Annotated in this window: 24 protein-coding genes and 1 riboswitch; of the genes, 4 read left to right on the forward strand and 20 right to left on the reverse strand. The window is 39.1% G+C overall.

Going from position 1 to position 20073, the window contains the following annotated elements:
- Positions 1-19 precede the first annotated feature (19 nt).
- The 3 genes from GHD25_RS08780 to GHD25_RS08790 all read left to right on the forward strand — a co-directional run bounded on the left by GHD25_RS08780 (position 20) and on the right by GHD25_RS08790 (position 2720).
- Entirely contained in the window at positions 20-1114 is a 1095-nt protein-coding gene (locus GHD25_RS08780) for a branched-chain amino acid aminotransferase (protein ID WP_164216012.1), read from the forward strand.
- A 157-nt stretch (positions 1115-1271) separates the two neighbouring features.
- Complete coding sequence (locus tag GHD25_RS08785) at positions 1272-1757, forward strand: hypothetical protein (protein ID WP_164216013.1); 486 nt, start codon at positions 1272-1274, stop codon at positions 1755-1757.
- A gap of 21 nt (positions 1758-1778) precedes the next feature.
- Positions 1779-2720: a prenyltransferase gene (locus GHD25_RS08790; protein ID WP_164216014.1), complete on the forward strand. Its 942-nt coding sequence runs from the start codon at positions 1779-1781 to the stop codon at positions 2718-2720.
- A gap of 53 nt (positions 2721-2773) precedes the next feature.
- Here GHD25_RS08790 and GHD25_RS08795 read toward each other — a convergent pair whose 3' ends face one another.
- Positions 2774-2962 (reverse strand): hypothetical protein, encoded by a 189-nt coding sequence (locus GHD25_RS08795; protein WP_164216015.1) that lies wholly within the window; start codon positions 2960-2962, stop codon positions 2774-2776.
- A gap of 247 nt (positions 2963-3209) precedes the next feature.
- Between GHD25_RS08795 and GHD25_RS08800 the strand changes: the two genes are divergently transcribed.
- Positions 3210-3974: an NRDE family protein gene (locus GHD25_RS08800; protein WP_164216016.1), complete on the forward strand. Its 765-nt coding sequence runs from the start codon at positions 3210-3212 to the stop codon at positions 3972-3974.
- A 51-nt stretch (positions 3975-4025) separates the two neighbouring features.
- Here GHD25_RS08800 and GHD25_RS08805 read toward each other — a convergent pair whose 3' ends face one another.
- The 19 genes from GHD25_RS08805 to GHD25_RS08895 all read right to left on the reverse strand — a co-directional run bounded on the left by GHD25_RS08805 (position 4026) and on the right by GHD25_RS08895 (position 19959).
- Positions 4026-4181 (reverse strand): hypothetical protein, encoded by a 156-nt coding sequence (locus GHD25_RS08805; protein WP_164216017.1) that lies wholly within the window; start codon positions 4179-4181, stop codon positions 4026-4028.
- A 75-nt stretch (positions 4182-4256) separates the two neighbouring features.
- Positions 4257-5621, reverse strand: coding sequence for an FAD-binding oxidoreductase (locus GHD25_RS08810; protein ID WP_164216018.1), 1365 nt, complete (start codon positions 5619-5621; stop codon positions 4257-4259).
- 107 nt (positions 5622-5728) lie between these two features.
- Entirely contained in the window at positions 5729-5944 is a 216-nt protein-coding gene (locus tag GHD25_RS08815; protein ID WP_164216019.1) for a YdbC family protein, read from the reverse strand.
- A gap of 17 nt (positions 5945-5961) precedes the next feature.
- The gene (locus GHD25_RS08820) at positions 5962-6630 is read right to left on the reverse strand and encodes a Dph6-related ATP pyrophosphatase (RefSeq protein ID WP_164216020.1); all 669 of its coding nucleotides are present in this window, start codon (positions 6628-6630) and stop codon (positions 5962-5964) included.
- A 17-nt stretch (positions 6631-6647) separates the two neighbouring features.
- Positions 6648-6977, reverse strand: a complete 330-nt coding sequence (gene csaA, locus GHD25_RS08825; RefSeq protein ID WP_164216021.1) for a chaperone CsaA — start codon at positions 6975-6977, stop codon at positions 6648-6650.
- Between the two features lie 439 nt (positions 6978-7416).
- The gene (locus GHD25_RS08830; RefSeq protein WP_164216022.1) at positions 7417-8145 is read right to left on the reverse strand and encodes a hypothetical protein; all 729 of its coding nucleotides are present in this window, start codon (positions 8143-8145) and stop codon (positions 7417-7419) included.
- A 180-nt stretch (positions 8146-8325) separates the two neighbouring features.
- Positions 8326-8994, reverse strand: a complete 669-nt coding sequence (locus GHD25_RS08835) for a hypothetical protein (protein WP_164216023.1) — start codon at positions 8992-8994, stop codon at positions 8326-8328.
- Between the two features lie 35 nt (positions 8995-9029).
- Positions 9030-9482, reverse strand: a complete 453-nt coding sequence (locus GHD25_RS08840) for a hypothetical protein (RefSeq protein WP_164216024.1) — start codon at positions 9480-9482, stop codon at positions 9030-9032.
- A gap of 20 nt (positions 9483-9502) precedes the next feature.
- Positions 9503-9922, reverse strand: coding sequence for a DUF5082 family protein (locus GHD25_RS08845; protein WP_164216025.1), 420 nt, complete (start codon positions 9920-9922; stop codon positions 9503-9505).
- A 33-nt stretch (positions 9923-9955) separates the two neighbouring features.
- On the reverse strand, positions 9956-10423 hold the full coding sequence (locus GHD25_RS08850; protein ID WP_164216026.1) for a hypothetical protein: 468 nt from the start codon (positions 10421-10423) through the stop codon (positions 9956-9958).
- Positions 10420-10815: a hypothetical protein gene (locus GHD25_RS08855; protein WP_164216027.1), complete on the reverse strand. Its 396-nt coding sequence runs from the start codon at positions 10813-10815 to the stop codon at positions 10420-10422. The genes GHD25_RS08850 and GHD25_RS08855 overlap by 4 nt, the downstream gene beginning before the upstream one ends.
- Before the next feature lie 23 nt (positions 10816-10838).
- Positions 10839-12110, reverse strand: a complete 1272-nt coding sequence (locus GHD25_RS08860) for a T7SS effector LXG polymorphic toxin (protein WP_164216028.1) — start codon at positions 12108-12110, stop codon at positions 10839-10841.
- Between the two features lie 27 nt (positions 12111-12137).
- Positions 12138-12422 (reverse strand): DUF5344 family protein, encoded by a 285-nt coding sequence (locus tag GHD25_RS08865; protein ID WP_164216029.1) that lies wholly within the window; start codon positions 12420-12422, stop codon positions 12138-12140.
- A 4-nt stretch (positions 12423-12426) separates the two neighbouring features.
- The gene (locus tag GHD25_RS08870; protein WP_164216030.1) at positions 12427-13563 is read right to left on the reverse strand and encodes a hypothetical protein; all 1137 of its coding nucleotides are present in this window, start codon (positions 13561-13563) and stop codon (positions 12427-12429) included.
- A gap of 480 nt (positions 13564-14043) precedes the next feature.
- On the reverse strand, positions 14044-15093 hold the full coding sequence (cobT, locus tag GHD25_RS08875) for a nicotinate-nucleotide--dimethylbenzimidazole phosphoribosyltransferase (RefSeq protein WP_164216031.1): 1050 nt from the start codon (positions 15091-15093) through the stop codon (positions 14044-14046).
- 166 nt (positions 15094-15259) lie between these two features.
- Positions 15260-15443, reverse strand: a riboswitch (cobalamin riboswitch).
- A 100-nt stretch (positions 15444-15543) separates the two neighbouring features.
- Positions 15544-16071, reverse strand: coding sequence for a hypothetical protein (locus GHD25_RS08880; protein WP_164216032.1), 528 nt, complete (start codon positions 16069-16071; stop codon positions 15544-15546).
- A gap of 216 nt (positions 16072-16287) precedes the next feature.
- Positions 16288-17241 (reverse strand): STM3941 family protein, encoded by a 954-nt coding sequence (locus tag GHD25_RS08885; protein WP_164216033.1) that lies wholly within the window; start codon positions 17239-17241, stop codon positions 16288-16290.
- 256 nt (positions 17242-17497) lie between these two features.
- Positions 17498-18187, reverse strand: a complete 690-nt coding sequence (locus GHD25_RS08890; RefSeq protein ID WP_205601345.1) for a DUF1129 domain-containing protein — start codon at positions 18185-18187, stop codon at positions 17498-17500.
- Positions 18188-18447: 260 nt separating this feature from the next.
- On the reverse strand, positions 18448-19959 hold the full coding sequence (locus GHD25_RS08895; RefSeq protein WP_164216034.1) for a hypothetical protein: 1512 nt from the start codon (positions 19957-19959) through the stop codon (positions 18448-18450).
- Positions 19960-20073 lie beyond the last annotated feature (114 nt).

Here is a 20073-nt window from a genome sequence, read left to right on the forward strand (position 1 = left end):
TCAACAAGGGGATAGTGACATGGGAGACCGGAGAGTTGAAGTGGAGTTTAGCGAAAACCTGAAGGAAAAACCAAAATCAGATGATTTGGTTTTTGGCAGGACATTTACGGATCATATGTTTGTGATGGATTACAGCGAACCGGTTGGGTGGCATAATGCCAAAATTATCCCTTATCAGCCGATTACCTTGGACCCGTCTGCGATGACTTTTCATTATGGCCAAACGGTGTTTGAAGGTTTAAAAGCCTATTATACACCTAATGGGGATATCCAGCTGTTTCGCCCTGAAACAAACCTCAGACGGATGAATCATTCCAATGACCGGCTTTGCATACCACCTATCGATGAGGCATTTGTGTTAAAAGCTATAAAGCAGCTTGTAGATCTGGACAGAGGCTGGGTGCCAACTGCAGAAGGTACCTCCCTGTACATTCGCCCATTTGTTATTTCGACGGAACCCTATATTGGGGTAGCGCCTTCACATCATTATAAATTTATGGTTATTCTTTCGCCGGTTGGCGCGTATTACAAAGAAGGCATTAACCCGGTTAAGATCGCAGTGGAGAACCAGTATGTCCGTGCAGTAAAAGGCGGCACCGGGGAAGCAAAAACAGGCGGGAACTACGCCGCCAGCCTGAAAGCACAGGAAATCTGCGAAAGGAATGGATTTACACAGGTACTCTGGCTTGACGGTGTGGAAAAGAAATATATTGAAGAAGTTGGAAGCATGAATGTTTTCTTTAAAATAAATGGTGAAGTGGTAACACCTGCATTGAATGGCAGTATTCTTGAAGGCATTACCAGAAATTCTGTCATCCAACTATTAAATTATTGGGATATTCCGGTTGATGAACGAAAAATATCGATGGATGAATTATATCAATCCTATTTGGATGGCACCTTGGAGGAAGCATTTGGCACCGGAACGGCTGCAGTGGTTTCGCCAATCGGCCAATTAAACTGGGACGGAAAAGATATTTTTATTAATGACGGAAAAACCGGAGAAGTGGCAAAGTCCCTATATGACACGCTGACAGGCATTCAGTACGGCAAAAAAGAAGACCCATTTCAATGGATTGAAAAAGTACCTGAAGGAAGCGCAATTATAAATTAATATTCAACAGACTTATCCCTTTATTAAAGGACCATCGGCTTGCCGATGGTCCTTTTTTCGTTCACATCCTATTCATATTTATATTCTTTTTTGTGATAATCATCACGTTTCCAAAACTAAACCAGGAATAAAATGAAAGTAAGAAAGGGTGAGAACAATGCGGGAGCTTTTACTGGTTGTACATATCTTTCTTGCAATCATTTGGGCAGGCGGGATTATGTTTATCGGCTGGGGTGTCTTTCCTGCCACATTAAAGCTCTCCCTGGCCAGACAGCGTTACTTTCTTATCTCTCTGATGAAAAACACCCATTATTTGTTTACATTGGCAGGCACATTCGTCATTTTCACCGGAATTTTACTTGGAACCGTATTTGGACCAATTAAAACATGGGGTTTTTTATGGCATACAACGTATGGAAACATTTTTATTGCTGCTTTAATTATTGGATTAATTACCCTCTTATGGGGGATGTTGGTCGGATACAGAGAAATGATGATTATTTTTAAAGATGAGTTTTTATGGAAGGAAGCGGAAAAAGGAAACAAAAAGCCGCTCATCGGGCAGCTGATCCGCCTTGCTGCATTGGAATCAGTAGAAGTTGTTGGTTTTGTTGCACTAGTTTTTCTGATGGTAGCATTCTAGCAAATAAGGGAGGTCTTAAAAATGGGAATAAGTAATACGGAAATAGAGAAAATGAATAGTTTTCAAGAAGGCTCATACCTGTATCGCTCCTCCTGGTTTCAACTTATGCGTCCATTGACTTTCAGCGGAACGATCAGTCCCATTCTCGCCGGTACTGCGGTGGCTTCTTTATATGCGCCAATTCGCTGGGATATATTTTTTGTAATGATTATTGCAGCCTTAATTGTGCAGGCCACAGCAAATATGTTTAACGATTATTTTGATTTTAAACATGGGCAGGATGCTGAGAAATGGAAAGATACCGATGAGAGATCGGGGAATGAACCGGCCCATCACCATATTCCATATACAGCCATAGGCATGTTATGTATTGCCATCATACTGGGTGTCTGGCTTTCCATACAAAGCAGCTGGTGGGTCGCATTAATTGGAAGCATCAGTATTGTTTTTGGATATTTATACTCTGCAGGGAAGCACTCCCTATCGGCATTGGGGTTTGGCGAACTGACCGCAGCGGTGTTCCTCGGATTTGTAACAACTATATTATCCTTTGTGGTTCAGGGTCATGCCGTAGATGGTTTTATTCTGGCCGTTGCATTAACATTTGCTATGCTTATATCTACCATGATTTTATCCAATAACATCCGTGATTTAAAAAAGGACCGGGGTTTCAGAAATACCCTTCCGATGAAACTGGGGCGCAAAAATGCTGCCCGCCTGTTATCGGTGCTGCTTATTTCTATTTATGCCTGGGCAATCTTTCTCGTTATCATTCAAGTTGTTCCCTGGACAGCAATCCTGTCCCTGTTTGCAATCCCAGTAGCTTTACGCTTGTGCTGGTCTTATCGATTAAAAGCAGCCAGACAAGAGGAGATAAAAGGAATGAAATGGGCTGCCTACCATCATTGGACATTTGGTTTACTGTTTGCCATTGGCATTGGAGCAGGAGCGTTTATGCTTTAATAAAGGGTTTATTCTTATAATGCTATTACGCAATTTGATAATATATTTTCACCTCATAAATTTGTATCTTCCCCGTCATCAAGAAGGGAAGATACCTTTTTTTCTGTTGAAGAATCCTGTAACCAATACTTGTTCCCCTCCCGTTTTCCTATGATTGTAATCGCAGCAGATACCTCTTTTGGCCAAGGTACAAAAGGCACCGTTTCCGAAAGGTTGTTCAATGCTTTTCTGGTACTGAACAACAATCAAGCTTTTGGAGTCCCGTTGGCGCAAAAACTCCTGCATTCTCTATCTTTTTCCATATACCCTCAGGGATTGGCCTTCCCTTATATTTAGTAATCTCTCTTCTCTCACGGATTGCTTAAAACATTTCCATGAACTTAAACCCGAAGTTATGCCCTTGGTAACATGTCGCCGTTTCTGGAAATTTAAATTTTGATTCTCCCCCCGGATACCACGTATAATAAAAGAAAGAAGGGGGTCTTGGCAATGTGTTTGATTAACTTTCAATGGAATGAACATCCATCCTATAAATTGATTATTGCTGCAAACAGGGATGAGTTTTATGAGCGCCCAACCGCTCCGGCCCAATTTTGGGAAGAAGAACCCAATATACTTGCGGGGCAGGATTTACTGCAAAAGGGAACATGGCTCGGCATTACCAAAAGTGGAAAATTTGCCGCTTTAACCAACTACCGTGATCCCGAGCATATGAAAAAAGGTGCATTATCCAGAGGAGAGATTGTAACGAACTTTTTAACCACTGATCTGTCTCCGGAAGGTTACTTGCAAAAATTAAAGGAAAGAAAAAACGATTATGTAGGTTTTAACGTACTCGTGGGAAATACTGATAAATTATATCATTATAACAATGTGCTGGATGAACGGACAGAAATCTCACCCGGGGTTCACGGCCTTAGCAATGCTACATTAGACACGCCCTGGCCAAAAGTAGTAAAAGGGAAGAAGCAATTAAAAGAATATACAGCAGCGAATGAAAAAATAGACCCTGATAAGCTCTTTTCCATCATCAGCGATGCAGAAGAAGCAGACGATGCTTCCTTGCCTGAGACAGGAGTCGGGCTGGAGATGGAGCGCAAACTTTCTGCTCCATTTATTAAAATGGCCGAATATGGAACAAGATCTTCGACTGTATTACTCATGGATCAGCAAAATAATGTTAAGTTTTTTGAAAGAACTTATGAAAAAGGGGAATTCAGAGACGAAAAACAGTTTAGCTTCAAGATCGAATAATATGAGTACAGAAAAGCCTGCTCCACCAAAACTGTGTGAACAGGCTTTTTGCTATCTATTTCTTTTGTTTTTCTTATTATCCAGATTCAGGAATTCACTTTCCTCTGAAAACTCCGCATCTTTGTTTCTTTTTGGTTCTGTATCATATTTCAGGACATTCCGCTGTCTGCCCTTATCTTTATTTTTGTTCTTATTCTCTTCAGACATAAATGACCCTCCCGGCTTTTTCTTATAGTATGTTACACCAGGGTCATTTTTATACGGTGTCTCCCATTCGTCCTTTCACAGATCAATTACTTTACCGGGATTTAAAATATGATCCGGATCAAGCGCTTTTTTAATTTTTTGCATGACCTGCAATGCTTCTCCGTGTTCCTGTTTTTGGTATTTCTGCTTGCCGACTCCGACACCATGCTCTCCCGTGCAAGTACCGCCCCGTGCGAGTGCATAGTTAACGATACGCTCATTTACCTGGTTTGCCTTATCAATATCAGCAGGGTTATTGACGTCCACCATTAGTAAAATATGATAATTCCCGTCACCGACATGACCGACGATGCCTCCTGTAAGTCCTGAGGCTTCCACTGCTTCCCTGGCATCCTTAATAGCACCTGCCAGCTCGGAAATCGGCAGACAAACATCAGTGACCATCTGTTTTTTCCCTGGATTTCCATGCAGGTAAGCATAGGCAGCATTATGTCTTGCTTCCCATAATTTATTTCTTGCCGCAGTATCCGACTCAAAAGCCAGTTCTTTACAATCATGATCATTTAAAATTTCTTTTGTAAACGCTACATCCTGCTTCAGACCTGCCTCATTGCCGTGAAATTCGAGAAAAAGTGTAGGTACTTCTTTATAATCCGTTTCACTGAATGTATTGATTTGGACCATGGATGCTTCATCCACGAGCTCTACCCTGGCCACGGGAATTCCAGCCTGCAGCACACTAATCACCGCATTTACTGCTTTATCTACAGATTCAAAAGAAGCTCTGCCTGCCATGGATTTTTCCGGAATGCCCTGTACTTTTAATGTGAGTTCCGTGAAACAGCCCAACGTGCCTTCTGATCCTACAAATAGTCCATTCAAGTGATAGCCCGAAGATGATTTTTGAGCGAGGCTGCCTGTATGTATAATAGTCCCGTCCGCAAGTACCACTTCCATATCCCTTATATTATCCCGCATAATCCCATATTTTACGGAAGTAGTTCCACTTGCATTTGTTGCAGCCATGCCGCCGATTGTTGCATCAGCACCCGGATCTACCGTAAAAAACAGTCCATACTTTTTTAATTCTTTTTCCAATTGGGTACGTGTGACTCCCGGCTGGACTTTCACCAGAAAGTCATCTGCTTTTACTTCCAGCACCTTATTCATTAAAGAAAAGTCCAGCATAATACCGTTACTGTATGGAATCACATTACCTTCCAGGCTGGTGCCCAGTCCATAAGGAACGACAGGTGTTTGATGTTTTGATGCCAGTTTCATAATTTCACTGACTTCCTCTGCGCTTTCAGGAAATACGACAACATCCGGCTCCTGTGGAGTATGATAGGATTCATCCGAACTATGCTGTGCTAAAACATTTTCATTTGCTGTAACCCGATCAGCGGGCAGCAGATTCTTTAATTCTTCTATGACACTCATTTCTCATCCTCCCGTAAAGTTCATCTGTTTATTTTTTCAATTTGCCGTATTGCATTTTATGCATAATATCTTGTAATCTATTATATGATTATTGCTATACTTAAGTATTACATCGATTTTATTGCATCGCCCAGTTTTGCGAGTTCCTCTTCAGTCAATGTAATACCTTTTCCCATTTTCTCATGATCAGGGGACCAGTCTCTAATATCATATTTAGGTTCCCTCTCATTCCAGCTGATCAGATTCAGTTCCTTTGTCCAGCCTTTTGGTGACTCGGATAAGGTGCCAACTGTCTTGATAATTTCATATTTTAACTGTGCCATCATATTGCCTCCATTCTTCATCTTCTGTTTAATTCTATATGCACAAATCTTGCTGAAAAAGTTTCAAATGTATTTCCTTTCCTCACGGGAATGGGATTTTTAAAAATTGGTCCATCAATAACAAATGTATGAAATTCTCCATTTTCCCCGCATGGATCTACATCTTTCGGAAGCGCTTCAATAAATTGTTTGTCAAATTGATTGCCGGCCATTTTTGCAGGCATTTTTTCTGTATCAACAGTAGTCACAATGGCGCGAAAACCTTTAGAAATAAAATCATGTGCCACTTTTTCTGTATCCTTTTTCCATAGAGGATATAATCCTTCCATCCCATGATGCAAAAGCAGCTCATCCCGGTATGCTTTTATATCCTCAAGCAGTAAATCTGCATAAGCAATCATATGTACTCCCTGACTTTTAAAAGTGCTGAATTTTTTACCCATCAACGCTTCATATTCGTCATTACTCGCATTATCCGGAATTTCTGCCTCAAAAAACGGAAGTCCTGCTTCCCTTGCCTGTTGCCGAATAAATTCTTTTTTCACCTCATGAACAGGCAATCGTCCGCTTGCAATCGAGGTTGTAGAGAAAAGACCTTTCACCCTGTAATTCTTATCATGCAACAGTTCATTCAGTGCCAGTGCACTGTCTTTTCCCCCGCTCCAGGAAACAATAATATCTTTCAAATATATCCCCCCCTGTATTAGGAAATTTTTGTACCATTTAGCGTTTCCTCATCCGGCCGTAAAAGAATAACATCCCCTTCTTCCGGCACACCGCCCAGTACGAGGACTTCCGATTTATAGCCGGCAATGCGCATTGGCGGGAAATTAACTGCCGCGGCTACCTGGCGTCCCACCAGATCTTCCGGTTCATATCTTTTTGTAATTTGTGCAGACGACTGCTTCACACCAAGCTCGCCAAAATCTATTTCCAATTTTATTGCAGGCTTGCGGGCTTCGGGAAAAGCCTCTGCTTTTAAAACGGTCCCTATCCGCAGATCAATTTTCATAAAGTCATCAAAGCTTGCCATTTTATTACCTCCGTAAAGTCTATTATCTTAATAATAAACTTCTATTTTACACGGGAAAAATCCTGCAAATTTTATACCTTTTTGTCAAAGCCAGCAGAAATAATAATCGGATGAGACTGGGACATCATTAAATTACTGGAAAAATACCAAACAGATGCAGCAGCTCCGGGAATATACAGTGATTCCTGAGAAATGCTTGCCCGCGGTAAAGATTAGTATGGAAAAGGCACCGATGAAACCTCACAGGGCGTCATGCGCCCTTAGGAGGTTTTCAGCCGCCTGCGGCAAAGAAGACACCGAAAAAAATGGCCAAAGAGTTTGATTAGATGTCTCTGCCGTGCTGATGTGGAAAACAAAGTAACTTCCGGAGCTTACCAGCGGTGCTGTTTAAAATATGTTCAGATCTGCCGGACTTAAAGTTATGTTCCAGCCCCTCTATTTAATGATATGAGCCATGTTTCTTGTCGAACGGATATAATTTCTTTTCCTTTGCCTCAATAGCATGGTTCTGCAATACTTCATCGAGCAGCTGATCTGCATCTAATGTTTCTGTATCGATTCCCAGCTCTTCGGCAGTTTGTTTGATTTTTTGGTCTCTGATTTCCTGCTTTAAAACATCCGCATCTTTTTGCCCTACTTCGATTCCCATGGATTCTGCTTCCTTGGTGATGAGTAGCATGGTAACTTCGCCTTTGATTGTATCAAAATCTTTCCCGGAAGTATCGACCCCCAATTCACCCGCTTTATTACGGACCATCACCTCATGTACTTCCTTTGCCAGCGCTTCCGGTGTTTTTCCATCTGTTCCTATTCCCAGCTCTTCCGCCTTTTTCACTACCTTCGCATGATGCAGCTGCTGTTTTAGTTCCTCAATGTCTTTTCCTTGCGGGTCCAGACCCATTTCCCTTATCGCATTTTGAAGGTTTACTTCAAAAACTTCCTTTGCCAGATCTTCCAGTTTCCTCCCGTCAATTTCCAAGCCCAGCTGTTCCGCTTCATGTTCTATCAGCGCTTTATATTTCTCAATGTTATGTTTGTTATGGTGATCCTTTTTTACCTCCCAAACAGGTACCGGCTCTTCCACTGCAGAAACGGTCATACTGAAGCCTGCCTGCACGGAAATAATCGCAAACACAGCTGCAAATACTTGAAGTAATAGCTTTTTCATCAATTTGCTCATCCTCCTTAATTAAATTTACATTTTATAGCATTCCCATGCAGCATAAAAAGATGAGCAAAATAATGTACGCTTGTTTTGCAGGATGTAATCGCCTTTTAAAAATCCTGTATAAACAAAAAAGCGGTGCACCATCCATGCAGCCGCCATCCTATGTAAAAACCTTATCAGTTATTCAGCTTCTTCATATTCAAAGTTATCAAGTGTAAGCAAAAGATCAGCCGAGTTAATACTCAAAAGTGCTTCTGCCTGTTCATTGGAGATATCTATCACAAAAGGCATTACCCCATCCACGGGGAAAATCCCCATCTCTTCTTCAGATAAGTGAACCGGCTGAGCCTCAAGTACAAATTCTTCGGCACTTCCGAGGTTCAGGTCAAAGGATATATTTGTTAATTCAAGCGGTGTCCGGTTGATACCCAACAAAACCAGACTTCTTCCGGCATCGGAATTGAAAATATCAACGGTGAACACACTAAAATCATTTTCTGTTCCCATATCCGGATTTTCTTCAATTAATTGGTTTATTTCTTTGTAGATATCGCTTTCCAATGTAGAGCCATTCTCTTCATCGACTTTTGTCAGCTGCAATGTTAAACCTGAATTTCCCTGGGATTCCTGTTCCACATCTTCATTAGCCTCTGCATCCTGGGAACTATCGGTTTCTTCTTCTGAACTACTATTTCCGGCGGCTTGCTCTGCTGCACCGTTATCCTCTATAGTTTCATTAGCCGCTTCTTCCTCATTCTGATCTTCTGTTTCCTGTTCACCTGCATCCGTACAAGCAGCTAAAGCAAACAGGACACATGAACTGAATAGGATAAGTAAAAATTTCTTCATCAATCGACGTCTCCTTTAATCTGACTTTCTTTAAATCACTTCACATAATGATATTCAATGTTTTCCACTTTACCGGTAATCTCGTTTGGCTGAAATACTAAATCTGCCTCACCCAGATTTTCTGATGGCACATCAAAATGCAGAATAAATGCCTGGTTTTTTTCAATAACCCCTAAAAACTCTTTGTTCAGAACAGCGTTCATCTTTGGAAATTTGGCATCCGGATAGTTTTTTAAGCTAAAAAATAAATCCATCTTTATTCCTTCAATATCTTTTTCCGTTGTATTAACGATTACTGCAGCAATCGTTAATACCTTCTTTTTGGGGCGGTAAAACCCTTTGGATATAATGAAATTAATGGTTCCCGGGAGCAGTTTTTCCCTGTGCCTTTCCAGTTCACGCTGAACATCATCCATTTCTTTTTGCATGCCTGGTGTGATTTTCATTTTTTTATGGGCATCCGGTAATACCAATTCAATATTTTGCACAAATTTCTCCCTTTCTTTTATTAGTTTGTAATTTTTTCGAGTTCAGAAGTAATCCAATTCAAACCTTGACGAAGCCTTCCCATCAGCCCTTGATTTTCCAGCTGTTCATTTTCCAGACGTTTTTCCTCATTCACAAGTGCGTCCAGATTATGATCTACCTCATTTATATAATTCGTGTACCTGGTGTTGCATAGATCATAAACATACGCATCATGGTACGTACCGTAATTTTCGCCGCGCCATTCCGTAACCATAATCCCCATGTCCACTCTTCGGGCTCTTTCCTTGTTTTGTCTGATTTCCTCTTTCAGATTTCCCAGTTCCGATTTTTTTCTGCGTACAAATTCCAGCTGTTCTTCTATGGATCTGCTTTGTGCCTGACACATATTAATCTGGGAAAGTGTGCTATTATAATCACGCTGTAATGCTGATCTCTCCATCCGTTCACCCTCCTTATCCTAAACCCCATTGCTTTAAACGTTAAACAGTTCTTCTTTTCTTAACATTTTTATGCCATAGATTGTAACAAGAACCGCGGATGCAATAAATAAAATAAAACCTATCGCACCCAGTACCGGTGTTATTTCTCTCCATGTAATATGCTGTGCAATAAAACTCCCTGTTGCATCCCAATTTACATACGTCAGGACCGTTAATCCTGCTGCTGCCAAATTTATAACAATCAGCGAAAACACAATAGAATATCTGTTCAGCTGTCTCGTGGTCTTTTGTTTCCCATAGTTTCCAATTTGTCTTACAGCAAAGTTTTGATTATTTTCATCCTGTCTTTTCGCTGCATTTGTTAATAAAATAAACACACGAGGAATCAACAGGAGCAATAGTAGAAATACTGTACAAATGGCAAGTAAATAATTATAAATGCTAAACGCGTTCACAAGCAAAGCAAGTAAACAAACAGGAAACACATATCTCGTTTTCATGAAGAAATCCTCTTATTCTTGACCACACGAACCGATTCCATCAGTAAACGAATAACAAAATAATAATAAATAATCAGCCCGATCACTGCTAAAATAATGAATAATACCATATAAGATGAAAAATAATTCCATACAGGGTAGTGCAGCATGTAAATGGCCATACCGCCCATCACAGTACTCATAAAGATAAATATACCCAGCATTACAGTCTGAACAAGTCCCAATACTTTCTTATCCTGAGCCGGCTTTGCGGCTGCATCCCGATTTTTAACAATAAACCATGCAAAAATGATCATGATAATGGACCATAAACCAAAAACTGCATTATATACACTGATTAAGTTAACTATAATGGATAAAATCCCCAGCTTCATATAACTTTTAAAATTCATAGAATCAGCTCCTTGCCTTTAGATTACCATGGAAATTCTATTGATAAAGAAGCTCCTACCCCCATATGGAGTTCCACTTCAATTTTGTCCCAGGCAAGCTCTGCTCCCCCTCCAAATTTTCCTGCACTGACTCCTACATCTATATCAGTATCCGCCAGTGTAACACCGACTTCTCCTTCTGCATGTACTAAAGATACTTCCCCGCCTAGGCCAATACCTCCGGTGTCCGCTCTTACATTGCCCTCTGCGGTAAATGCCCCGGCATCGCCTTCTGCATGTGCATTCCAATCATCAGTGCCTAACATCACATTACCATCTACTCTGGCAACTGCGGCATCTCCTTCTGCGACGAGACCCGTGTCTTCGTTAAATTCATACGATCCATTAACAGAGACTACATTTGCATGAACCCCTATTTCAGTATAGTCACCTTCCAGATCGGCCCGTGCTTCCAGCAAATTGTAATAGCCGCTTCCCTCTGAATTTGCACCATCTCTCGTAAACTCCGCTCCGTAGCTGTTGACACCAGCTCCTGCGATGCCGGTTCCGGCATCTGTTACAACCCCAACTTCCGTAACATAGAAGCCATCATCAACCGTTTCCACCTGATATGGAGATTCTGCATACAGTTTATCATATACTTGTGTAGTTTCATTTCCATACCAATCTGAAGTTTGGATGTTTTCAACCCGGTAATCGGAAAAACCAGCAGTGGTTTTAAAGTTGGAAGCTATATCTTGTATGGCATCTTTTAATTCCTGGACTCTATTTTCCAGTCTGTCCAGATTCGCATTGACATCACTGTCTTTTTCTTCCAGGTTATCAGCCATATCCGTCATCAGCTGCATGCTATCCTCATATTGCTGTACCACAGTGCTGCCATTTACATTTGATACGCCGGCAATCCCCATTATTTCTCCATTAATTCGCTGAATTTCACTGTCCAACCCATCGAATTCAATCAACGTATTATTTATTTCTCTTTTTTTCTCGCGTATCAGCTGGGAATTCACCAGTCCATCACTGCTGCTCTCATAACTTAAAAAAGCTTCTTCCATTGTTTTTGCTTCATTGGAAATTTCATCAGCCACATTCATTATTTTATTCAGTAGGTATAAGTGCACTTCATTATAGTAATTAAAAACAGAATCCCCCGCTGCACCTCTAAAGGCATTACTGCTAGTAAAAGTTATGATTTTATTATAATGATCATATAAACTTTCCAATAATCGTTCCTTATACGACTCCACATCTGATTTCAAAGTAGAAATCTCGGCATTCGCTAACTTTTTCATACAGCCCTGTACCTCATTCCTTTAGGTTTAATTGAAAAGCCGCCAATCAGCAAGCCTGGTATCTTGTTCAATCATTCTTTCCTTGATATCATCCACTTTCACCAGGTCACTTTCCACAAGGGTAAAATATTCCTCAAGTACTTGTTCAAACTGAGTCAAAATGTTGTTATACCTCGTAATGCTGGCCAGCTGTGTTTCACTTAATTCATTTTTGTCCAGTTTCGATGCATCTTTTACCCCATTTGCAGACGACTGCATTTCATTTTTATGCTGCTCTACTTCATGGGGATGCACATATACCTCTCTGCCCATTTAATCAACCCCCTCCTGAATAAATAATCTTCATTTCTGCCAATTTTATTTTAATAGCTTGCATATATTCTAAGAAAGCTTCATAGGTTACACTGTCAAATATATTCATCATGCTAAGAAAATTAATATCTCTTACAAAATATTGACCGAGGATGGAAATAAATTTCCCTGCATCATTTGTTTTTACATACTGCAAACGTGTATAGTAATCATCCCGGGCTTTATAAAACTCTTTCTCATCCCATTTCATTGTCAAAACCTTGGGCAGAAACTCTAATTTCCCTCTGTTTTCGTATACAATGCTTGCATAGTCTTTGCCGATATTAACATAATAGTTTTCCTGGAAAATAATGTCGGCTATCACTTGCAAATAAATTAATTCCATTTCTGTTTTATAATCGATAGGCTTATTCCGAAAAAGCAGTGTCCCGATAGCACGTTCTTCCCTGGAATCATATACTTGCCTCACCATATTTCTGAAATTATTTCTCTTAAAAACATGATGAACCGTTCGTTCCCCGGCAGTCTCGCCTTCTATTTTTTCTTCCAGCCAGTTGGATTCATTAAAATTCCGATCCTGGTATGCTGCTACCATAATGGCATTTTCGGGTCGAAATAACGTATCATTTAATAATAGAATGTCATCATATAACACATCCACTAAATCCTGCTGCAATAAATCTGTATTGAATAATCTGTTTGGAATGGCAAACTCCTGAATATCCATCATGCTGTTAAAGGCGGGATTTTTCATATGTAGTGCAAAATCATGAGTGGATGTTTCCTTCTGCTGCTGAAATGCTTCCATTGTCACCTTTTCGGTAAAGAGGGTTTCCAAAATAGGGTCAATGGCATCGGTAAACATACCGTCTGTTATTTTTATATTTATCGTTGAAGTATCCATTGTAATCTGGACATTCAGTTCAAAGCCTGGAAACTTTTCCTGCAGCTGCTTCTTTTTTATGTTCGTTAATATGTTCGAACTGCCGCCGCCAACCCACATCATTTCATTATTCTCCGTTACTAATCTATCTCCATAACCCGCACCATAGCTGATAGAAATGTATGCTTCCTGATCACTGGCAGCTTCCAGAAAAATACATTTCAATTTATTGTTTCCTATAGGTTTGTGCTGAAACATGTGAGTCCCCCTTTCTTACAGTATATGTATGTAAGCAACCTTATGTATGCCGGCATATCAACAGTCATGATTGTGTCAAATATAGTAATTTCTTATATCATACCGAAAAATAAATACCACTTCCAGCCTATCCGAGCCAAATGTCACGAAATGAACAGAAGGTCCCGCATTTTTCAAAACATGATTTTAAAGGATATACATTTTTTTGTATGAAGATTAGACCTGTTTTAAGCAAATATACACAATGAATAGGTTAATTTATTTCTATGTACTTTTCCTGCTTTTCGAACATAGCACATGTCTCCTATTTTCATAAATCTATTTATAAATTATTATCGACGTTACAAAAAATCTTACCTGTCCAAATACAAATTTACATACTTTCCGAAAAAAATTCATAAAAACTATCATTTACTTCAAAAGAGCAGCATTTGCCTCCCATAGAATCGGAGGCACCGGATTAATTATTTGTATGCTCCCTCAAATTTTCATTCCCGCCTCGTCAAACGTCGCAATACGTTTGATTATGCTGCATGCCGATTCGAGTATAGGGAAAACAAGTGCTGCTCCTGACCCTTCTCCAAGACGCATATTCATCTCCATTAATGGGGAAATACCAAGCAGCTCGCTCGCTTTTTTAGCACCAGGCTCCGGGGAGACATGTGATGTAATCATAAACTCTTTTGATTTAGGTTCAATTAACGCGGCAATCAAAGCTGCTGCAGTAGATATGTAACCATCTACAACAATGGGAATTCGTTTGGCTGCAGCCGCAAGAATAACACCGGCCATCCCGCCAATTTCCAAACCTCCCACCTTACTTAAAATGTCAATACCGTCATGAGGATCCGGTTGATTGAGCTTGATCGCCCCGTCAATCACTTTTGCTTTGTGATCAATCCCGCCATCTCCAATTCCGGCACCCATCCCTGTAATTTCAACGGGATCAACCCCTGCAAGTACAGATAAAATCGCAGTGGATGCTGTTGTGTTGCCAATCCCCATCTCACCGACCCCCAATAATTGCACCCCGTTTGCGATTTCCTTATTCGCAATTTCTATTCCTACCTCTATAGACTTTATTGCTTCATCCCTTGTCATGGCAGGACCTTTGGCCATATTATCTGTACCATGTTTTATTTTGCGGCTGATTACACCCGTATCTCCTGGGAGGTTTCCTTTTACACCAATATCTACTGCAATTACTCCAGCACCGGAGACACGGCTGATGGCACACACGCCTGTAAGTCCCTTTGGAAAAAGCGGCGTTTGTATTATTGTTACGTTCTGCGGATTGCTGGAAACCCCTTCATCGTACACCCCATGATCGGCAGCCATAACAATCACCTTTTTGTTGTTCACTTCCGGATAAATGTTTTTTGTAATCCCTGCAAGCTGGATGGCAATATCTTCTAACCTTCCAAGGCTTTTTGGAGGTTTCACCAGTTGATCCAGCCTTGTTTCAGCCTCCTTCATATTTATTTGATCAAGCTCTTCAATCTTTCCAATGGTTTGTTGTAACAGGTCCATTTTATCCATCTCCTTTATGAAAAAATCACTTTTCCGGCATGCCCTTTGCGTTTATGGGCTTAGTGTGCCCTTCTCCGGAATAGGGAATCATTTTTCTGCTGCTATACAGAAAAAAGTCTGCAGTTTATTTGCATAGCAAATACACTACAGACTTTTCCATCATCTATATACGTTCAAGCAGCAGGCAGGTCTCCTGGCTCGGGTTCAACATTACACCAGGCCTTCCCGAAAATATAATTTCAGTGGCATGTCTGGTGAAACTCACCCTTACAGTGGCGGGTCCGCTGAAGCTTTTCACTTCATTCCCTATTCTCCCATTAAATATGGGCACCTATTACTTTTTATTTAGCTTTGTCATATTGATTTTACTATAAAACACTGCCATGAATCTACCAGCATGCTTCCTGTCGCATATCTTTCACACACAAAATTTTCTTCAACCGGTTAAATTCATGCACCTATGGCACTGAGTCCATATTTATATAACTTCCATCGTTTTACAGTAATGTTTTTGGAAAACATTCCTACTATAGCAAAGAACATCAAGGATAATATCAACCACATCAGAAAGTTGAATACGAGGTATAAGAAACAAAATGTAAGAGAAACAATTAAAATAATGCCGGCAATGATTATTTCTTTTGTCATTAAGCTTTTTCCCTTTACGATATAGTCTTCCAGCATATCTTTTGTTGGATAAATCTCCCTCATGTTTTGAACAGATTTACGATACACCGCTCTGCCAATAAAAATACTTATTGGAACCCCCACTATTACCACGGCTGATTTTACAAGCAAACTAACGGGCAGGTTGAATTCCGCAAGCCCCCTCAGAAAGGCAATGGTTACAACAAATCCAATCCAATATTTATATTGATTGGTCTCCTGGTGATCACTTCTGTATACCCTCATTGTATCGGTATCCAAATAAATAGTGTATCCCCTTCCATCTTGGTTTCTTGCGTAAATTGGAACCACTTTATGCTCATCCCCTCTATTTTTAGATTAGTTGATTTTCCCACTCTTACTCAAACAGACCTTTCATCAGGAACGCACTAGGACTGCTGCTAGCTGCTGCAATATTGCCATCCTTTTAGTTTTAAATTGCAGAATTATATCATATGTAGCAGGAAATAAAACTCTCCGATCGTTACACTATTCCGGCGTTCTGCGGACAGTTAATTTTTCAGCCATCTAACCTTTTAATCGCTTTATCCGAATAATGATAAAACGCAACAATAAGAATAAAATGCCAATGGGAGCAATAAATAAACTAATATGGAATAACAAAAAGTCGAACATAAATATTAATTGGTCAAAATAAAAAGTAAAGCCTTTTTGCTTCTCTAATCTATGTCTTACCTTAAACCCGAACAACCAATCGGGTAAAACTCTCGCAAAAGGGTATAAAATGAAGCTTATTATAATATAAAATAAATAACTATCACTTTTACTAATGAGCAGATAGAATAATATAAACGAGAGTGCAAATATGAAAAATCCATACCTGTAAGATTTTAAAAAGTATGAACGATCGATGGATCGATTGACCAGAGGAGTTGGGTCATATTCTTCCATGAAGGCCGTTTCTTTGTTTAGCTTTCGTGCAGTCTCAATGATTGAAGCTTCGTTCTTTAGTTTTTGTTGTATAATGAGATTAAATATCTCTAAAAATGAAGATCTTTCCTGTTTTCGAATGGCTTTTGCGCTAACAGTAAATAGAGAAAATCCAGTTACCCGATTCATAAATAATCTCATTTTATTATGAAAGGACAATTGATAAAAATAATCATCCTCGTCATATAAAACAATCTCTATGATGTTTTGAAATGAAACTTCAGATACTTTTATAGATTCAATATCCGTAAAGTAAATGGTTACTTCACTTTTCGTAAATGGATCCAATTGAAGACATTCATCGGTTATCGTGATATAAGGATAACTCCTGATCATTTTCAATATACTCGCAACGGCAAAGAAACTAAATAAAATAATAATAAACAGTGATAAAGCGATAAATAAGAAAGATTCTTCTATATATGAAATCCCCACCATGAAAATGCCAAAAGCAACAAATAATAGCGAAAAAATGGTTCCAAGAAAAAGCTTTCCTTTTGAATGATAAAACTCCAGTTTATTTTCTATCAAACTAAAAACTCCCTTACAATGATTATTTTGCATAATCAGGTTCACCTATATTCAGATCAAGTCCAGCATTTCATCCAATTAATTCTATCCTAATTTTAGGCTTGGAGTTTACGGTGTAGTAATTCAGAACACAAATCTATCCTCCTCGAGTATAATCTGCCATCAAAATATACCTTCTTGCCAATCTGTTTGCAGCTGTTTTGTTTCATAGACTAAGAGATTATCAAAAATAAGCAGTCACACTTCATTGTTCATCCTATGCACCCTTTCTTCCCATGGGATTCAAATTTCCGTTTTTATTGTAATTAAAGCAGTCGAAACGGTGTTTACAGTAAAGTAAAACCAGTTGTTCAGGGAGAATAAAGAGCATTGTATATAATAACAATATACATATTGAGAGTATAAAAACAGTATATATATCACCAAGTCCAAAAAGTCGTATTAAATATTGTAGAATAAAAAGCAAGCCTACACTCCCTATAATAAATATAGGTAAATATGACCGGACTCCTTCTTCCGCTTTTAATCTCAAATTATCTTTTTTTGACCCTTTTCTATAATGGCCTTTTTTTAGCAATATATAAAAACGAATTGCAGTTGTAACAAAAATTAATAGGCCTATTGCTAATGTTATATAGGTGAAGTTTAAAAGCGAAGACTCTGAAACTTTAAACCCTTGTCCTATATAGAATAATGCCATCAGATAAAAGTAAACTCCAAATAAATTTTGTGATACTAGTATTGTTATTAAATATTGTGTTTTTTGATTTTTATTATATATATAGGGTATACCATATATAATGGAAAAAATAATAAGTAAGCCTGTAATTACTGTATGAATCAAAAACAGATTTTCTGTATATGGAAATATAGAATTATTAGCCGCTCCAAAGTGAGTCAATGCATACATTAACCCTTGTAATAAGGTTGATATTAACAGCATCACTCCTAAAGCTCCGGGGTTTTGCCTTCCAGATTCAAAGGGCCCCCTTAAAACTCAAAAGCTTCTTCTTCAAACTTTTGCAACATTATCTTGCACCTCCCTGCACTTAGCAATCCTTTTTACATGAACAGCACTTTTAGACCTTGCTTTGCACTTCTTACAGTGGACCTTCCTACACTATTATCAACATTCTCAAAGAAGACTTTGTCTCATTATAGGCTCACATAGTTGGGAAGCTCCTACACCTTTCCTCCAAGCAGTTTTTATTCTGTCTTGTCGTCACGCAATAGACAAGTGACATAATTTCTGTTACACCAATCTTCCAGGTAATTCATTATATACTCTCGCTTTTCCTTTGGAACACGCCATACCAAGGGACTTGTTTCCGATCTCACAGCGACCGAGAATCTCCCTCGGTGCTTATTCAATCTAACTAAGCCGATAGACTGGACCGGCATCTCTAATTTCCCAAGTATTATTTTATCTGGCCAAACCTGAATGTTCATCCAACTCCATTTAAGAAGAAAGGCTCCCAACACAATAAGTCCAGCTCCTATTCCTATATACCACATTGTATATTCTTGCACCGCTTGCCTTGTTACAATGCCAAACAAAAAAATAACTAGCCCTGTACCCATCAATATGTTCTGTACTCTGGCTGTTTTAGCTTGAAATTCGTAACAATGTGTTGTCCGCTGCCTTTCTTCTTCCGCATGCTTCCAAGCAAAAAATGCTTGTTGATATTTTGTTTGTACAATGGGAAGTCTCCCTAGTAATTTTATTCGCTTTTGCTGCATTTGTTTTTTGGCAGCTGATTTAAGTACATTTTTATTGATCAGATATGGCAATAAAAACGTTATAAAAACAAGTGCTATCTTCACCAATTCATAAGTACTTAAAACGCCCAAAAATACTAGAATGATAGGAACCGGGAATATATACTTAATCAACTTATATACGTGAGAAAAAAAACTATATGAAATGTTCCAAATTGGCTTTACACCAGTCTCATATTTTTTCTCAGGTTGGACACGTCCAAGTTGAGCCGTACATACAATCAAATCATCAATGTCCTTAATAAATGGTGACTCCATAGGGATACTTTCCGAAAATATACTATATATTGCATTTGCCTCTTGATAGACATGGTAAAAGCCTGAGCCAGCCATTGTTTCCTCCTGAATGTTCTTTTCCTGCAAAAAATTTCTAAACGTAAACAGAAAAGACATTCTTTCTTCGTATCCCTTCCAAAATGTACTCCATGCCTGAGTAAAATCCTGAAAGGAATCGATCGTCAAGTTTTCCGACTTTGATAATTCTTCAGCTCGTGTCTGCAATTCTTGAAACAATGGCAATATCTTTCTATTAATCCGTTTTAATTTATTAAAATCTTCCCCGTATTCCTTTTTAAACCTTGAACGGACCATCCATTCAATATCTATTCCCATCCATAAATCATCATTCAAAGTTCTTTCATTTGCCCGTGATTTTTCGACTTTATTCTCTAGCTGCTTTAAATATGATGTTATTTGAATCATTGAGGAATAAACAAAAACCATTTCTGCAGTCTGTTCATCTGCGCGTTCTCCATTTAAATCAAGCACATCAAAGTGTGAATATAATGGCGACTGGAACATATTTTGTCCCACTACCATATACATTTTATCTTCGACAGTAATAAAAGGGCCATGGGTAACTTTGAAGCCTGGAAAGGCATATTTCTGGAATTGTTTACGTAAATTGGAGAGCCCCCATTTTTTTATTTTGTTGGCCATTCATATTTCACCCTTCGCATTTAAATATATTCCCCAGATTTGCAGATCGCTGTTCATTTTTCCTAAAACCAAAGATGCCTGTCCAACTGCCTTATTATAAGCTTTTCACTTGAT

It is taken from the genome of Virgibacillus aidingensis, assembly GCF_010994035.1.
In the GTDB taxonomy this organism is placed as follows: Bacteria; Bacillota; Bacilli; order Bacillales; family Amphibacillaceae; genus Virgibacillus_N.

Excerpts from the sequence above, each read along its gene's own strand:
- GHD25_RS08785 (WP_164216013.1), top strand. The coding sequence starts at position 1,272 with ATGCGGGAGCTTTTACTGGTTGTACATATCTTTCTTGCAATCATTTGG.
- GHD25_RS08845 (WP_164216025.1), bottom strand. The coding sequence starts at position 9,922 with ATGGAGAGATCAGCATTACAGCGTGATTATAATAGCACACTTTCCCAG.
- GHD25_RS08830 (WP_164216022.1), bottom strand. The coding sequence starts at position 8,145 with ATGAAAAAGCTATTACTTCAAGTATTTGCAGCTGTGTTTGCGATTATT.
- GHD25_RS08865 (WP_164216029.1), bottom strand. The coding sequence starts at position 12,422 with ATGGGCAGAGAGGTATATGTGCATCCCCATGAAGTAGAGCAGCATAAA.
- GHD25_RS08810 (WP_164216018.1), bottom strand. The coding sequence starts at position 5,621 with ATGAGTGTCATAGAAGAATTAAAGAATCTGCTGCCCGCTGATCGGGTT.
- GHD25_RS08860 (WP_164216028.1), bottom strand. The coding sequence starts at position 12,110 with ATGAAAAAGTTAGCGAATGCCGAGATTTCTACTTTGAAATCAGATGTG.
- GHD25_RS08855 (WP_164216027.1), bottom strand. The coding sequence starts at position 10,815 with ATGAATTTTAAAAGTTATATGAAGCTGGGGATTTTATCCATTATAGTT.
- GHD25_RS08850 (WP_164216026.1), bottom strand. The coding sequence starts at position 10,423 with ATGAAAACGAGATATGTGTTTCCTGTTTGTTTACTTGCTTTGCTTGTG.
- GHD25_RS08800 (WP_164216016.1), top strand. The coding sequence starts at position 3,210 with ATGTGTTTGATTAACTTTCAATGGAATGAACATCCATCCTATAAATTG.
- GHD25_RS08780 (WP_164216012.1), top strand. The coding sequence starts at position 20 with ATGGGAGACCGGAGAGTTGAAGTGGAGTTTAGCGAAAACCTGAAGGAA.
- csaA (WP_164216021.1), bottom strand. The coding sequence starts at position 6,977 with ATGGCAAGCTTTGATGACTTTATGAAAATTGATCTGCGGATAGGGACC.
- GHD25_RS08790 (WP_164216014.1), top strand. The coding sequence starts at position 1,779 with ATGGGAATAAGTAATACGGAAATAGAGAAAATGAATAGTTTTCAAGAA.
- GHD25_RS08895 (WP_164216034.1), bottom strand. The coding sequence starts at position 19,959 with ATGGCCAACAAAATAAAAAAATGGGGGCTCTCCAATTTACGTAAACAA.
- GHD25_RS08805 (WP_164216017.1), bottom strand. The coding sequence starts at position 4,181 with ATGTCTGAAGAGAATAAGAACAAAAATAAAGATAAGGGCAGACAGCGG.
- cobT (WP_164216031.1), bottom strand. The coding sequence starts at position 15,093 with ATGGACCTGTTACAACAAACCATTGGAAAGATTGAAGAGCTTGATCAA.
- GHD25_RS08870 (WP_164216030.1), bottom strand. The coding sequence starts at position 13,563 with ATGTTTCAGCACAAACCTATAGGAAACAATAAATTGAAATGTATTTTT.
- GHD25_RS08835 (WP_164216023.1), bottom strand. The coding sequence starts at position 8,994 with ATGAAGAAATTTTTACTTATCCTATTCAGTTCATGTGTCCTGTTTGCT.
- GHD25_RS08815 (WP_164216019.1), bottom strand. The coding sequence starts at position 5,944 with ATGGCACAGTTAAAATATGAAATTATCAAGACAGTTGGCACCTTATCC.